The sequence below is a fragment of the Streptomyces hundungensis genome (assembly GCF_003627815.1).
Classification (GTDB): Bacteria; Actinomycetota; Actinomycetes; order Streptomycetales; family Streptomycetaceae; genus Streptomyces; species Streptomyces hundungensis_A.
This window is the reverse complement of record NZ_CP032698.1, coordinates 6431325-6445923: the sequence shown is the minus strand read 5'-3', so window position 1 is coordinate 6445923 and position 14599 is coordinate 6431325. Positions and strand designations below refer to the sequence as shown.

General features: G+C 72.6%; 13 protein-coding genes. 3 read left to right on the top strand and 10 right to left on the bottom strand.

All coding sequences use genetic code 11. From position 1 onward, the window contains the following. Positions 1-44: 44 nt before the first annotated feature. The 5 genes from DWB77_RS28550 to DWB77_RS28530 all read right to left on the bottom strand — a co-directional run bounded on the left by DWB77_RS28550 (position 45) and on the right by DWB77_RS28530 (position 8202). Positions 45-1289, bottom strand: coding sequence for an SWIM zinc finger family protein (locus DWB77_RS28550; protein WP_120724427.1), 1245 nt, complete (start codon positions 1287-1289; stop codon positions 45-47). Beyond that, positions 1286-4261, bottom strand: a complete 2976-nt coding sequence (locus DWB77_RS28545; protein ID WP_120724426.1) for a DEAD/DEAH box helicase — start codon at positions 4259-4261, stop codon at positions 1286-1288. Before DWB77_RS28545 ends, DWB77_RS28550 begins: the two co-directional genes overlap by 4 nt. Positions 4262-4377: 116 nt before the next feature. Next, positions 4378-5832, bottom strand: a complete 1455-nt coding sequence (locus tag DWB77_RS28540; protein ID WP_120724424.1) for a carboxylesterase/lipase family protein — start codon at positions 5830-5832, stop codon at positions 4378-4380. Beyond that, on the bottom strand, positions 5832-6887 hold the full coding sequence (locus DWB77_RS28535; protein WP_120724422.1) for an alpha/beta fold hydrolase: 1056 nt from the start codon (positions 6885-6887) through the stop codon (positions 5832-5834). Before DWB77_RS28535 ends, DWB77_RS28540 begins: the two co-directional genes overlap by 1 nt. A 10-nt stretch (positions 6888-6897) precedes the next feature. Next, on the bottom strand, positions 6898-8202 hold the full coding sequence (locus DWB77_RS28530) for an esterase/lipase family protein (RefSeq protein ID WP_216826869.1): 1305 nt from the start codon (positions 8200-8202) through the stop codon (positions 6898-6900). A gap of 271 nt (positions 8203-8473) precedes the next feature. On the opposite strand from DWB77_RS28530, the gene DWB77_RS28525 reads away from it, so the two are divergent. Then, a complete protein-coding gene (locus tag DWB77_RS28525) occupies positions 8474-8851 on the top strand; it encodes a hypothetical protein (protein WP_120724421.1) in 378 nt (125 codons plus the stop codon). A gap of 103 nt (positions 8852-8954) precedes the next feature. Here the strand turns inward: DWB77_RS28525 and DWB77_RS28520 are convergent, their stop codons facing one another. After that, positions 8955-9851 carry an acyltransferase domain-containing protein gene (locus tag DWB77_RS28520; protein WP_120724419.1) on the bottom strand — a complete coding sequence of 299 codons (897 nt, stop codon included), beginning with the start codon at positions 9849-9851 and terminating at the stop codon, positions 8955-8957. Between the two features lie 208 nt (positions 9852-10059). Here DWB77_RS28520 and DWB77_RS28515 point away from each other — a divergent pair, with 208 nt between their 5' ends. After that, positions 10060-10329 (top strand): DUF6343 family protein, encoded by a 270-nt coding sequence (locus DWB77_RS28515; protein WP_120724417.1) that lies wholly within the window; start codon positions 10060-10062, stop codon positions 10327-10329. 63 nt (positions 10330-10392) lie between these two features. On the opposite strand, the gene DWB77_RS28510 is transcribed toward DWB77_RS28515, so the two are convergent. The 4 genes from DWB77_RS28510 to DWB77_RS28495 form a co-directional block, all read right to left on the bottom strand. Then, entirely contained in the window at positions 10393-10764 is a 372-nt protein-coding gene (locus DWB77_RS28510; protein WP_120724415.1) for a tetratricopeptide repeat protein, read from the bottom strand. Between the two features lie 95 nt (positions 10765-10859). Further along, on the bottom strand, positions 10860-11246 hold the full coding sequence (locus tag DWB77_RS28505) for a DUF3592 domain-containing protein (protein WP_120724414.1): 387 nt from the start codon (positions 11244-11246) through the stop codon (positions 10860-10862). A 274-nt stretch (positions 11247-11520) separates the two neighbouring features. Further along, a complete protein-coding gene (gene coaE / locus DWB77_RS28500) occupies positions 11521-12120 on the bottom strand; it encodes a dephospho-CoA kinase (protein WP_120724412.1) in 600 nt (199 codons plus the stop codon). A gap of 212 nt (positions 12121-12332) precedes the next feature. After that, positions 12333-13271 carry a PAC2 family protein gene (locus tag DWB77_RS28495; protein WP_120724411.1) on the bottom strand — a complete coding sequence of 313 codons (939 nt, stop codon included), beginning with the start codon at positions 13269-13271 and terminating at the stop codon, positions 12333-12335. A 335-nt stretch (positions 13272-13606) separates the two neighbouring features. Between DWB77_RS28495 and DWB77_RS28490 the strand changes: the two genes are divergently transcribed. Continuing rightward, complete coding sequence (locus tag DWB77_RS28490) at positions 13607-14569, top strand: right-handed parallel beta-helix repeat-containing protein (RefSeq protein WP_120724410.1); 963 nt, start codon at positions 13607-13609, stop codon at positions 14567-14569. The last annotated feature ends 30 nt before the right edge of the window (positions 14570-14599 follow it).

The window sequence follows — 14599 nt, the reverse complement described above, 5'->3', positions numbered from 1 at the left end:
ACCGCCCCGCCCAGTCGGCCCCCTTCCAGCGGGGCGCTCCGCCGTCAGCCGCCGAGGCGGGCGGTGAGCGCCCCCACCGGGTCCGCGTCGGGGGTGCCGCGCGGCCACCAGTCGTCCCGGCCGGCGTCCGACTCGTAGCCGTACCAGAGGCCGTCGCGGCCGTAGCGGAGCTGGACGGTGGGCGTGGACAGGCGGTTGCGGTGGGGGCGGAAGCCGGGGAAGCCCGCGGCGCTCAGCGCCGGACGGGCCCGGTCGAAGGGGCCGGCCGGTGGGTCCCAGGGCGATTCGAGGACGGCGAGCGCCTCGATGCCGCCCTGGCGCCAGGCGGCCACCGCGCGGGCCAGGTCGGTGGGGGTGCGGTCGGTGGCCCGGGTCAGCGCGGTGTAGAGGGCTCGGGTGGCCGAGGTGAGGCCGGAGCCCGGGTGCGCGGCGGCGAGACGGACCGCGTCCTGCCAGGTGGTCAGCGGGGCGATCGGGTCCTGTCCGGTGGTCAGCAGGGTGTGGGCGCGGATGGCCGCCTCGGTGGCGAGGAGGTCCAGGGAGAGCGGGTCGGGGCCGCCCCGCACATCGGGGAAGGCGGGCGGGTGGCCCGGCCGGGCGGGTGTGGGGAAGGGGGGTGGGAGGGGCGGCAGCGTGCGAGGCTGGACGGCCATCCGGGCCTGGACGGTGGGGAGTTGGGGCGGCGGGGCGGGACGCTCCACCGCCATGCGGGTGGCGTTGCGCCGGGTGAGCGCGGCGAGGACTTCCTGCTCGCCCCGCCCGCGCATCAGCAACAGCACGAACGGATCCTCGTCCAGCAGGCGGGCGGCCTGATAGCAGAGCGCCGCCGCGTGCTTGCAGGGAAAACCGTCGTCGGGGCACGAGCAGTCGGGGATCAGATCGCCCGACCCGGGCAGCAGCGCCGCCTCGTCGGCCAGGGCCTGCGGCAGATCCTTGTCGAGCAGGGCCGCGATGTGGGCCGGCTCCCCGGCCGCGGTGTCGAGGAAGTCCTCCCACGCCTGCTCGGGCAGGGTGCGCAGCCGCAGCTCCGTACGGTAGGGGCGGGGCCTGGAGCCGTGGACGTAGGCGGTGATCCGGCCCGGGGTGACGGTGATCGCGTCGACCTGGCCGGCTTCGGCGTAGGCACGCCCGCGGGCGAGCCGGGCGGGGTCGAGGGCGAGGTCCTCCAGGGCCTCCACCCAGGCGTCGCCCCACCAGGTCCCGGTCCGCTCCGAGCGGGCGCCGAGCGCGGGGTAGGTACGGCGGCGGTCGTCGTGGCGCGGGGTGCGCAGAGGTGCGCGGGGGTTCACGGTGCCCTCCGCAGGGAGATCAGGTCGGCCAGTTCCCGGTCGGTGAGTTCGGTCAGGGCGCTCTCCCCGGTGCCGAGAACCGCCTCCGCCAGCCGGCGTTTTTGTTCCAGCATCTCGGCGATGCGCTCCTCCACCGTGCCCTCCGCGATCAGTCGGTGGACCTGGACCGGCTGGGTCTGACCGATGCGGTAGGCGCGGTCGGTGGCCTGTTCCTCGACCGCCGGGTTCCACCAGCGGTCGTAGTGGATGACATGGCCGGCGCGGGTGAGGTTGAGGCCGGTGCCGGCGGCCTTGAGGGACAGGATGAACACGGGGACCTCGCCGTCCTGGAAGGCGTCGACCAGCCGGTCCCGTTCGGCCACCGGCGTTGCGCCGTGCAGCAGTTGGGAGGGCACACCGCGGGCGGTGAGATGGCGGGCGAGCAGCCGGGCCATCGCGACGTACTGGGTGAAGACGAGGACCGAGCCGTCCTCACTGAGGATGGTGTCGACCAGTTCGTCGAGCAGGGCCAGCTTGCCCGAGCGGGACGCCAGGCGCGGGGCGTCCTCCTTCAGATACTGGGCGGGGTGGTTGCAGATCTGCTTCAGGGCGGTGAGCAGCTTCATGATCTGGGCGCGGCGCGCGATGCCTTCGGATGCCTCGACCGCCGCCATCACCTCGCGGACCACCGCCTCGTAGAGGGCGGCCTGTTCACGGGTCAGCGCCACCGGATGGTCGGTCTCGGTCTTGGGCGGCAGTTCGGGCACGATGCCCGGGTCGGACTTCTTGCGGCGCAGCAGGAACGGGCGCACCAGGCGGGAGAGGCGGGCCGCCGCGTCGTCGTCCTCGCCGTTCTCCACCAGGCGGGCGTGCCGGGCCCGGAACGCCTTGAGGGGGCCGAGCAGCCCGGGGGTCGTCCAGTCGAGCAGCGCCCACAGTTCGGAGAGGTTGTTCTCCACGGGGGTGCCGGTGAGGGCGACCCTGGCCGGGGCGGGGATGGTGCGCAGCGCCTTGGCGGTCGCCGAGAACGGGTTCTTGACGTGCTGCGCCTCGTCGGCGACCACCATGTTCCAGGTGTGCTCGGCCAGTTGGGGCGCGCTGCCGCGCATGGTGGCGTACGTGGTGAGGACGAAGCCGCCGGCGCTGCCCTCGAGACTTCGGCTGTTTCCGTGGAAGCGGCGCACCGGGACGCCGGGCGCGAACCGGGCGATCTCGCGTTGCCAGTTGCCGAGCAGGGAGGCCGGGCAGATGACGAGGGTGGGCTCGGTGCGGGCCCGGCGCAGATGCAGGGCGATCACGGTGATCGTCTTGCCAAGGCCCATGTCGTCGGCGAGGCAGCCGCCGAGCCCCATCGACGTCATCATGTCGAGCCAGGCCAGGCCCCGCAGTTGGTAGTCGCGCAGGGTCGCGTCCAGACCCGGTGGCTGTTCGGCCGCCGCGGGTCCCTCCAGGAGCCGGTCGCGGAGCAGGGCGAGCGCGCCGGCCGGGACCGCCTGGACGCTCTCGCCGTCGACCTCGGCGGTGCCGGTGAGCGCGACGGACAGCGCGTCCACGGGGTCGAGCAGGCCCAGGTCGCGCTTTCTGGCCTTGCGGACGAGCTCGGGGTCGGCGACGACCCACTGGTCGCGCAGCCGCACGATCGGGCGGTGGGACTCGGCGAGCACATCCATCTCGGCGTTGGTGAGGGGTTCGTCGCCGAGCGCCAACTGCCAGTTGAAGGCGAGGAGTTCTCCCGCGTCGAAGAAGGAGGTGCCGTCGGTCGCCGAGCCGGGGGCCGGCCGTACCACGGCGGTGGCGCTGAGGGTGCGGGCCAGCTCGCGGGGCCAGTGGACGGTGACGCCCGCCGCCGCCAGCCGCGCGGATGCCTCGCCGAGCAGTTCGTACAGCTCGTCCTCGGTGAGCGGCAGCACATCGGGGACGCCGCGCTCCAGGAGCAGCCCGAGCGGGGGCCAGACGCGGGCGGCGCGGCGCAGGGCGAGCAGCGCGTCGATCCGGGCGCGCGGCCCGAAGGCCTCGACTCCGCTTCCGGCGGCGGCCGTTGTGGCCCGGGAGCCGGGGTCGGGCGTGTCGTCCGACCAGAGGGCGGCAGCGTCGACGACCAGGGTGGGGTCGGCGAGGCTGTGCACCTGGACGATGGCCGAGCCCGCCCGTCGCGCCTCGCCCTCCTCCTCGGACGCCGTGTCGAACAGCTCGTAGCCGGAGAGGTCAAGACGCAGCGAGACCCGGACGCCCGCGTCCATCCCCGCTGCCGCCTCGGCGGCCCAGGCGCGGGCGGCCGGCAGGTGCTGGGCGGCGGTGGCCGCGAAGGGCGCCCCGGCGGCGTGGGCGGCGGCCGGAGTGCGCGGCAGGGTGTCGGCGACCGCGTCGAGGAAGGCCCGCACCAGGGCCTCGGGTTCCGGCAGTTGGAGTGCGCCGCGGCCGGGGACGGGCACGCCGTACGCCTCGTACGGCATGGCGGCGGCGATGGCGCGGAGCTGGGCGATGTCGTCGGCGTCGAGGGGGCCCGCGCGCCAGGCGTCGTGGTGCGTGGAGGTCAGGCCCGGCAGCAGTCTGCCGCGCGCGACGAGGTGCAGGGCGTGCAGCGCGGCGGCGCCCCAGCAGGCCGCCGCCGGGTGCGCGGCGGGGTGGTGGCGGGCTTTGACCAGCAGCGGGAGCGCTTCGGCGACCGGCAGGACGACGGCCGCGACCTTGCGGCTGCGGGCGCCCCCGCCGTGGCGGCGCACCACGGTCAGCTCGGTCACTTCGGCGCCGGGCGGCCCCTGGGGCAGCGGACCCTGGTTTGGATCCCAGAACGCGACCTTGCCCTCGCGGGGCAGCCCGGCGGGCAGGAACACCGCGGCGGCCGACACCGCGGGCCGCGGTGCGACCGGGTCGTCGTGCGGCCGCGCGGGGTTCTGGCCGGGCCCCGGCGGCCGGTGGACGTGCGCGGACCGCTCGCGGCGGGCGGGGGCTGGGCCCGAGGAGGGCGCGGGCCGGGGCTCGGGGTGCCACATCGGTGTCGGCCGGTTCACCGCCGGTCACCTCCTTCGTCCGCACGGTCGGGTCCGTCGCGTGATCCGCGACTGGTCTACGACCTTACGGGCGAGGTCTGACAATGGGCCCCACGACCTCAGCGCACTCCCTCCCACAAGGCACGTTCCTCGGCGCGGGGATCCGACTCGACCCCGCTGACGGTGTCGAAGACCCGGGTGGTGCGGGTCTCGCGGTCATACGGCGCCCAGCCGGGGTCACCCGTCTTCGCGAAGGCCACCCAGGCGCTGTGCATCGCGTCCGCGAGGGGCTGCCAGGGCTGGTCGCCGATGATCGGCGCGTAGGTGGGGTCGTCGAGCCGGTCGAAGACATACGCGAGCTCGGAGGCGTGGCAGGCGCCGAGCCGGCCGCCGACGGCCGGGGAGCGCCGGGCGAACTCGTACACATGGGTGCCGGGCACGGCCTCCGCCACGCGCAGGGCGGGGATCCGGTAGAACCAGTCGGTGGTGACCGCGTCGAACAGTTCACCCGGCGACGCGTCCGGGCGGTTGCCCGCGTACACGGGCAGCGTCTTGTCGGGGTCGAGGCCGTAGGCCGTGGTGGCCGCGCGCAGCCTGTCCTGCGACAGGACGTCCAGGCGCCGGGTCGGCACCAGGAAGAGGCGGTACTCCTCGAGGTTGCTGCCGGTCATGAAGTCCACATCGCACTCCGCCGACGGCAGCGGCAGCTCGTCCAGGACGGGCTCGAACGGCATCATGTTGAGCGCCGCCTCGCCCCACAGGGCGGGGTCCGGGCGCGCGCCGATCTCGCCGCGCAGCTCGGCCTGGGCGGGCAGCAGGGCCTCCAGGGGGACGGCGGCGAACTCCTCGGCCGTCGCCTCGATGCCCAGCTTCTCCGCGAGCCGGGCGGTGATCAGATCGGCGGAGGCCGGTCGCAGGAAGTGGTGGGCGGCGCCGCTCTGGAGGATCGCGCGGCGGAACAGGCCGCGGGCGCGCGGCATCGACAGCAGCGCGCCGATGCTCATGGCGCCCGCCGACTCGCCGAAGACGGTCACCTGGCCGGGGTCGCCGCCGAAGGCGTCGATGTTGTCGCGGACCCATTCCAGGGCGGCGATCTGGTCGAGCAGTCCGCGGTTGTCCGGCCGGTCGGGCAGCCTCAGGAAGCCGTCGGCGCCGAGCCGGTAGTTGATGCTGACGTACACCACGCCGTCGCGCGCGAAGGCGGTTCCGTCATAGCCGGAGGCCGATCCGGAGCCGTTGGCGAAGGCCCCGCCGTGGATCCACACCATCACCGGCAGGCCGCCCCCGGAGGCCGGGTGCGGCGTCCAGACGTTGAGGTTGAGGCAGTCCTCGCCCTGCGGCCCGTCGTCGGGGAGCAGGACGTCGAAGGGCGGCACGTAGGGGGCTCGGGGCACGCCCGGGCCGTAGGAGAGCGCGTTGCGTACGCCGTCCCAGGGGGTGGCGGGTCCCGGTGCGCGAAAGCGTGCCTCCCCGAAGGGGGGAGCGGCGAACGGTATGCCGAGGAAGGCGGCCACGTCATCGGTGACGAGCCGCCCTCGCACCGCGCCCTGGCGGGTCGTACGGATGGGTTCCATCAGGTGCGTGCGCCTTCCGACAGCGTTTCGAGCAGTGCCGCGCCGAATTCCCGGGGGCGTTCGACATGGACCGCATGCCCGGCTCCGGGCACCACAACCTCTCGTACCCTGCCGCCGGCCCGGGCGTAAAGGCCCAGCGCGTGGCGGGTCTGGGCGAGCATCGGCTGGGCGGGGGTGCCGTCCCAGCCGGGCACCACGCCGAGCGCGCCGAGGTGGGCGAGGTCGAAGAGGGAGGTGTCGGAGACGATGATGTCGTCCTCCCCGCGGATCCAGGTCACCGGCGGCAGGACGGGCAGGGTGTGCAGGTCGTCGAGGCGGAAGTGGGTGGGGGCGAGGCAGTTGAGCACGCCCCGGTCGCCGGGTGCCACGCCGGGCCAGGTGTCGCACACCGTGCTGTCGCCCGGATAGTGGTCGTCGCCCACATGGGTCGTCAGCATGGCGGCCACCAGTTCGTCCTCACGGGCCGGGCGCAGCGGAGGCTTGACGTAACAGGTGGCCAGGACCTGGCGGGGCGAGAGCGGGGAGTCGTCGCCCCGGTCGCCCTCGCGCAGCAGCCGGACGAAGTCCGCGTTGGCGGCGCCCCCGCCGGAACCGGCCCCGTCGGGCGAGTTGAGCTGTCCGTCCTCGCCGCGGGTGCCGCCGAATCCATAGGGCGAGACCGGGTTGACGAGGGTGAGGGAACGCACCGAGGACGGCCGGTCCCGCAGCTGCTGGAGCACCACGCCTCCCCCCAGGGACCAGCCCACCAGATGTGCGCTGCCCACATGGAGGGCGTCGAGCAGTGCCGCGAGGTCGTCCGCGTAGTCGCGCAGCCCCCGGGTCGCGTCGACGGGCAGCGGGTCGGTGCCGCCGAAACCGCGCAGGTCGACCGCGATCGCCCGGTAGCGCTCGGGCAGGTCGAGCAGGGTGTCCTGCCAGAACGCCGAGGACGAGACGTTGCCGTGGACGAACACGACGGTCTCGTCCGGGTCCTGGGGCCCCGCGCCGGGCCCGGTCTCCAGGATCTGCTGGGTGAGGCGGGCCGTGGCCACGCGGCGGGTTCGCAGAGTGCGCATCGACGGTTCCTCAGGGGAGTGCGAGCCAGGCGGCGACCTGGGCGGTGGATGTGCCGTTCCAGCCGAGTTCGAGGTGGTTGGCGTCGGCGATGGTGGCCGTGGCGCCCACGGTGGCGATCCCGGTCGTGTCCAGCGCGCTGGAGATGAAGACGACTCCGTCGCTGGGGCCCCGGTTCTCGTTGACGATGCCGATGACGTCGGGGGCGGCTCCCGCCAGCAGATAGGTGGTGACGGTCGCGGGAACCCCCGCCCGCCGCAGAGGCGCCACCAGGGAGCCGCTGTCCAGCGCTTTTTGGATGCCGTCTCCGGCGGTGTAGAAGCCCTGGCCTCCGTAGTAGGTGGTGTACCAGTCCTGGGCGCTCTGGTCGACGCCGTACACCGCGTCCCAGCGGGCCAGCATCTGGCGCTGTCCCGGGTAGTCGTCGTAGCCACCGGACGGCGTCATCGAGTACTCGGGGTGCGCGGTGTAGGTGCCGTAACAGGTCATCCTGGAGTGCGGGGACGGCGCGTTGATCTTGCCGCCGCACTCGGGCCAGATGGAGAAGTCGTGGGCCCAGCCGTGGGCGTACGGGTAGTCGTAACCGCCGTTGGGGCCGCCGAGCGTGATCAGCTTCCGTACGTCACCGGCGTAGGCCCGCCCCCAGGCGGGCTTCAGCGACGAGACATAGGCGCGGGCCGACATCTCGCCCTTGCTCCAGCCGACCAGGTCGACCTTGGCGACGCCCAGCTTGGCCTTGATGGCGGCGACCGCGTCGCCGACGGCTTGCGCCTGCATGAGGTTGTCGCCCTGTTTGTGGGCGAAGCCGATGGCGAAGACGCGCCGGCCACGGGCGGCCAGGTACTGCATCAGGCCGGTGGAGGGGCAGGACATGGCGCCGCAGCCGTAGCCGCCGGACTCCCCCGGGTTGGCCCAGGCCCGGTCCGCGGTGTCGTTGGCGCCGTGCACGAGCAGCACGGGAACGCTCTGGGCGCCGGTGTTCCAGCCGGGCGCCGAGTACAGCAGGAAGCGGTCGGAGGCCGGCCGCGCGACACCGCCGAAGTACGTCACGCGCACCCCGTCCTGGTCGCCGCGGCCGTCCGGCGGATAGCCCTCGGCGGCGCTCGCGGCGAAGCCCGTTGTGGTGTCGCGGAAGCGCTCGACCCTCTCCCAGCCGTTGGTGACGGTGCCCGCGCCGTAGCTCGCCTCCAACGACAGGTGGGCCGGGTAGGCGGTGGCCCCGGCCGCGTCAGCTACGCCGCCTCCGCCCAGCAGCCCCGCCACCACCGCCACGACGGCGGCGATCACTCCCCATCCGGCACGCTGTCCGTAACGCACGACCCGGTCCCCCCTGCCTCGGCACCACCGCGAAAGCCCGCCCCTGTCGGGTAGACGCTATGCAGCGCGTGGCTCAGCAAGTGATGTGTGCGGACCACATAAGACGGGACGATTCTGTGGAGCCTCATAAGACGAGGCGATTCTGTGGATAGTCGACGCTTCCTCGCCCGGGCGGACTAGCCGGGGCCCACACCGGATGCCGGAAGCGCGACCAGAGGGCAGGCTGACGACACAGACCGCCGCAGTCATGCCGTACAGACGAGGACCGCTCATGTCCGTGCCCGCGTCCCAGTCCCCCACCCCGACTTCGCGCCGCCGTCGCCGTCGCCGGACGCGGATCGTCGGCGGGGCGATGCTGCTGATCCTCGCCACCACGGCCTGCTCCAGCCTCGGGCGGACGGCCGTCGGCACCATCTCGTACACGATCGGACCCGAGACGTCCGTCAAGCTGACCAGCCCGAAGGTGCGGGGCTGCCACCGGCTTCCGCCGGCCGGCACGACCGAGGTCTACAACAACACCCTGGTCGACATGGTCATGTACCGGACGCCCGACTGCACCGGCAAGGACACGACGTATCTCGGCAGCAGACTCGCCAACAACACGGCACCGCGGGCCGCGCCCTGGCGCAGCTACAGCTTCGTGCACTGAGCCGGTTCACCCGGACAGGAGGAGCGGGGCCGGCCCCAGCATCTGTCGGTGGTGTGCAGCGTGACGCCCCACGGCTGCTGCCGCCCGGAGGTCCCTGCGGTTCCTACAGCTCCAGCCAGCCGTGCCCCACATACCAGTGGCCTCCGTCCAGGAGGTGCCGGGTGACGGCGCGTTGCAGGGTGGTGCGCTGCGGCAGTTCCGCCACCGGGAGTTCCCGATTGCCGAAGACGAAGCCGACGGGTTCGCCGTCGGCAGGCTCGTCGTCTTTGTGGGCGACGCGGAACAAACCCTGGAAGCGCACGATGTTGGAGTCTTCGGGAAGGTAATCGCGCAACTGCTCGTCGAGCAGCCAGGAGTGGCAGACACCCAGCCGATACCCCTCCTCGGGGAAGTGGCGCGCGAAGAACGCCTTGGCCCGGGCGATGGAGTCGGCGCACGCCCGGGGCGTCAACGGGCCCCGGAAGTCCGGGACATGGAGGTCGAGACAGCGGTCGCCGGGTTCCGCGTCGAAGCCTCCTGCCCGAATGCCCCGGCCCGTACGCTCGCCGAGCCGCGAGCGCTGGAACTGGAGCCGGCCGAGCTGGTAGATCTCACCCCGGGAGTGCAGCCGCAGCCATCCGGGCACGGTCAGCCCGCCCTTCCCGCGCCGCTTGTGGTGCAGCGCGATGTGCCGCCCTAGGTCGGCGAGCGTACGGCGGGAGACGTCGTCGGAAATGCCGCGCTCGCGGTGGTAGGCCCTGGTGTACGGCAGCGCGGCGACCGCGACATACACCGGGAACCAGCGCTCCAGATCGCCCAACCCCGCGGGCAGGGGCGGCAGTTCGGGCCGGACGTCCACGTTCCCGATGTCGTGCACGAGCGCCCGCACGGAGTCCTCCAGGAGGTCGCGCAGCGCGGGCTCGGCACTGAACCGGGGGGCCAGGGAAGTGAGTTGGTTGATGTCCTCGTGCGGCACGGCGAGGTCGAGCAGCGTCTCGGGCAGGTCGTCGGGGAGCGCCATGCGCGCCACCCTAGCCAGCGCGCCCCCTTCGCGCCGCAGGATGCGCGCCCACTTTGCGCCGCAGGATGCGCGCGGCCTTCGCGCCCCAGGGTGCGCGTCCCCCTGGTGAACGTGGCTCGCGGGCCCCGGTCAGCCGTCCCACAAAGACAACGCGGTCCGTGCTTTCACCTGCGCCCCGGCGGGTACACCCTCTATAGAGGCGATCACCATGCCGCGTACGGGTAACGAACCGATCACCGCCCGCAGTCCCCTGCGGATGCGGCTCTGGCTGAGCGTCTGGGGCCTGATCTGGGCCCTCGGCGGCACGGTCGGCTTCGCGCTGGAGGGACGGCCGGGGTGGATGGCGGCCTGCGCGGTCCTGGCTGCGGTGATCGTCGTCGATCTGTTCATGATCGTCCGCCATATCCGGCAGGGCCCCCACTATCAGCCGGGCCGAGACGTCCCGCCGTACGAGCCGCTGCGCAAACGCCGGCCGTGAGCCCCTAGCACCCCGCAGCGCACGACCCCGCGAGGCGTGCGCCGCCGGGGCCCGGGGCCCCGGCTAGTCCCCCTCCTCCTCGAAGCGCGCCGCCGCCAGATAGTCCGGCTTCGGGTCGAGGGCCGCGGCCAGGCGGAAGTGGCGTTTGGCCTGGTCGGGGCGGGCCTGGCGTTCATAGGTGCGGGCCAGGGCGAAGTGGGCGAAGGCGTTGTCCGGCTCGCGCTCCAGGACCAGCTGGAACTCCAGTTCGGCCGAGCGGAGCTGCGCCGAGGCGAAGAAGGCGCGGGCCCTGAGCAGCCGGGCCGCGGTGTTCTCGGGATGGGCCGCGATGACCGAGTCGAGGAGTTTCACGGCACCACGCGGATCCCGGGCGGCCAGGAGTTGCTCGGCCGCGCGGTAGTCGATGACGTGGGTCTCGGGAGTGCTTTCGGCCACGTGCCTGTTCCTTTCCCTCGCTGCGCGATGTCAACGCCATGCCCGGCTCCGGTATTCCGTACGCCTGTGAACGCGCTCGCGTCCGACGCCACGGCTCAGAGCGCGACCGCCGCGAGGGTCAGCCCGAGCGCCACGAGAACTCCGCCCGCCACCATGAACGCCCGGTCCAGCAAGGTGCGTTGGCGGCCGAGGAGGACGATGGTGCGTGGATCCTCCGGGTCGTAGGAGAGCCGGACGCCGACGCCCGGCGGGAGCGGCTCGCGGCGGCTCGGCGGGACGGGCGAAGGGAGTTCGAGGACGTGACCGTCGGCCGTCTCGAACTGGAGGAGAGGGCGCGTCGAGCCCTGCGGCGCCGCCTTCACGAGCGCCCACGCGGGCTCGCCCGCCCGCTCGACGCGCCGCGTCTCCCGCAGCCCGTACGCCCCGGCGAGCAGCGCCACCAAGCCGCCCATAGCCGTAAAACCCGCCAGTACGAAAAGCACGGTCGGATGCTATTCCGCACCGGCCGCGAGCGGCGGGGCGAGCCGGGGAAACCCAGCATGATGAGGGAAATCCGTACGCGTCGCTTACACCTTCCCGTCGTTACGCCCTCGCAGCGCCGGTGGGCGGCGGGGCGCCCGCCTTTGAGTCCCTGAGGGGCCCGCATATGGCTTCCGGCCCGCCCGGCATGGCGGCGCTGGGGCGAGGGTGGGCGCCTGGAATGCCCTGCGCCCCGGCCCACCCCGCCTACCTACACCTACAGCCCTACCGCCCTACCTACCGTGCGGCTCGCTCCAGCAGCGCCGCCCACACCTTGCGCACCTGCGGTTCAAGCGCTTCCAGCGGGCCGTCGTTGTCGATGACGAGGTCGGCGACGGCCAGGCGCTGGGATCGGTCGGCCTGGGCGGCCATGCGGGCGCGGGCTTCGTCGGCCGTCATGCCGCGCAGACGCACCAGGCGGTCCAGCTGGGTCTCGGGGCTCGCGTCGACGACGACCACCAGGTCGTAGAGGGCCGCCAGACCGTTCTCGGTCAGGAGGGGCACGTCGTGGATGACGACGGAATCGGGGCCGGCCGCCGATTCCAGCTCGGCGGAACGCGCGCCCACCAGCGGATGCACCAGGCCGTTGAGGGTCGCCAGCTTCTCCGGGTCGGAGAAGACGATGCCCCCCAGCCGGGGACGGTCGAGGGTGCCGTCGGCGGACAGGATCTCGGTGCCGAATGCCTCGACGACCGCCGCCAGGCCCGGAGTTCCGGGCTCGACGACCTCCCGGGCGATCCTGTCCGCATCGATCAGCACGGCTCCGTAGGAGACGAGCAGCCGTGACACTTCGCTCTTGCCGGCGCCGATACCGCCGGTCAGGCCCACCTTCAGCATGGGCGAAAGCTTAGGCGCCGACCGCTAGGGCCTGTCCGGCGGATCTTGTCTGGGACGCGGGGGGCCGGCACGCCCATCTGCGGCGTTGTCGTCGGTTGCCGACGCTCCGCGTCGCCGCCCTCCTCCGCCTTGCAGCTGGACGCACCAGCCCCCCGCTCACCAGCACCACAAAGCCAAGGCACCCGACAGCGACCAGATCCGCCGAACAGGCCCTAGGCGTCGCCCTCCCGCTCCGCGAGGAAGCGCTCGAACTCGCGGCCCAGCTCCTCCGCCGAGGGGATGTCGGCCGGCTCGGCGACGAGGTTGCCGCGCGTTTCGGCGCCCGCCACCGCGTCGTACTGGTGCTCAAGTCCCTGCACCAGGCTGACCAGTTCCTCGTCGCCCTCGCCGATCTGTCGCTCGATCTCGGTCTGGGTGCGCTGCGCCTCCGTACGGAGGGTGTGCGCAACGCTCGGCAGGACCAGGCCCGTTGCCGCGGTGACCGCCTCCAGGGCGGTCAGGGCCGCGTCCGGGTAGGAGGAACGCGCCACATAGTGCGGCACATGGGCGGCGACGCCCAGGACGTCGTGGCCGGACTCCATGAGGCGGTACTCGATCAGCGACTCGGCGCTGCCGGGCACCTGCGCCTCGTCGAACGGCGAACGGTGGCCGGGCATCAGGTCGGTGCGGTTGCCGTGCGGGGTGAGGCCGACGGGGCGGGTGTGCGGCACGCCCATCGGGATGCCGTGGAAGTTGACCGAAAGTCGCACACCGAGGCGCTCCACGATCTGGCGGACGGCGAGCGCGAAGCGCTCCCACTCCACGTCCGGCTCGGGGCCCGACATCAGCAGGAAGGGCGCGCCCGTGGCGTCCTGCACCAGGCGCACCTCCAGCGCGGGCACCTCGAAGTCGGTCCAGCGGTCGCGCCGGAACGTCAGCAGGGGGCGGCGGGCGCGGTAGTCGACGAGTCGGTCGTGGTCGAAGCGGGCAACCACCTGGTGGGGCAGTGCGTCCAGCACCTTCTCGACGATCTGCTCGCCGGTTTCACCCGCGTCGATGTAGCCGTCGAAGTGGTACAGCATGACCAGGCCCGCCGACTCCTGCGCGAGCGCCATGTCGACGACGGCGAGGCCCTTCGGCTCCCATTCGTACAAACTCTGCGGATCAAGCACGATTACCGCTCCTCCTCGTGTTCATCAGGAAGAACGACCGCCGGGACGCGAGCATTCCCGTCCTCGCCGCTTTCCCCCAAAGCGGTACTCGCCGGAGAGGGCTGAGCAACTGCTGGTGCACGGAGGCGCGCGTCACAAGCCGCTCACGACCGACGCGTCGGTCAACCCGCTTGCGGGGCAGCCGAGTTGGGCCGAGACGCCTCCCGCCGGATGCCCACTGGTCCAGACCTTGACATGCCCACACGGCCACCCTAGGTTCACCGAGCGATACGCAGTTCAGGTTCTCACCCCACATTCATGTACCAGAACATGACGTAGACGCGGAGGATCCCCCCATGCGCACTCGCCCGCTGCTTCTCGCCCTGCTGACCACCGCCCTCGCCATGGGCGCACCCGCCCTCGCCACCGCCCACGCCGATACCGCGGCGGTCATCAATGTGGCCACGGCCGCTCAGCTCAAGTCCGCCCTCACCGCGGCCAGGCCCGGCGACACGATCAAGCTGGCCGACGGCACGTACAGCGGCAACTTCAAGGCGACGACCGCCGGCACCACCTCGGCGCGGATCACGCTGGCCGGCTCGTCCAAGGCCGTGCTCACCGCAGGCGGCGGCTATGGGCTCCACCTCAACGGCGCCTCGTACTGGACCGTTCAGGGCCTGACGGTCACCGGAGGCCAGAAGGGCATCGTGATGGACACGGCCGTCGGCGTCGTCCTGGACTCCGTCACCGTGCACGGCCTCACCATGGAGGGCGTGCACTTCCGCAAGTCCAGCAAGAACGGCCTCATCAGAAACTCGCGGATCTACGACACCGGCCGGGACGGCAGCGGCATGGGCGAGGGCGTGTATGTCGGCACGGCCGGCGATCTTTCGGACCGCAGCGACCAGGTGGAGATCCGCGACAACACCATCGGACCCGGCGTCGGCGGCGAGAACGTCGACGTCAAGGAAGGCACCACCGGCACCCGCATCGTGGGCAACCACTTCGACGGCAGCGGGTTGACCAACGCCAACTTCGACGACTCCTGGGTCGACGTGAAGGGAAACGGCGTCCTGGTGGAGGGCAACACCGGGGTGCACACCCTGAACAACGGCTACGAGACCCACACCCAGCAGTCCGGGTGGGGCTGCGGCACGGTCTTCCGCGCCAACACCTCGGACCTGAGCGACTCCCCCGGCGCGCTGCGGCTCGCCGTCAACGTCACCAACTACAGCGCGGCCACCTGCCCCACGACCGTCTACAGCAGCAACACCGTCACCGGCGGCAAGGGGCTGACCAACATTCCCGTCACCCCGTAGGGGCGCGCGTTCCGTCCGGCGCCGGACATG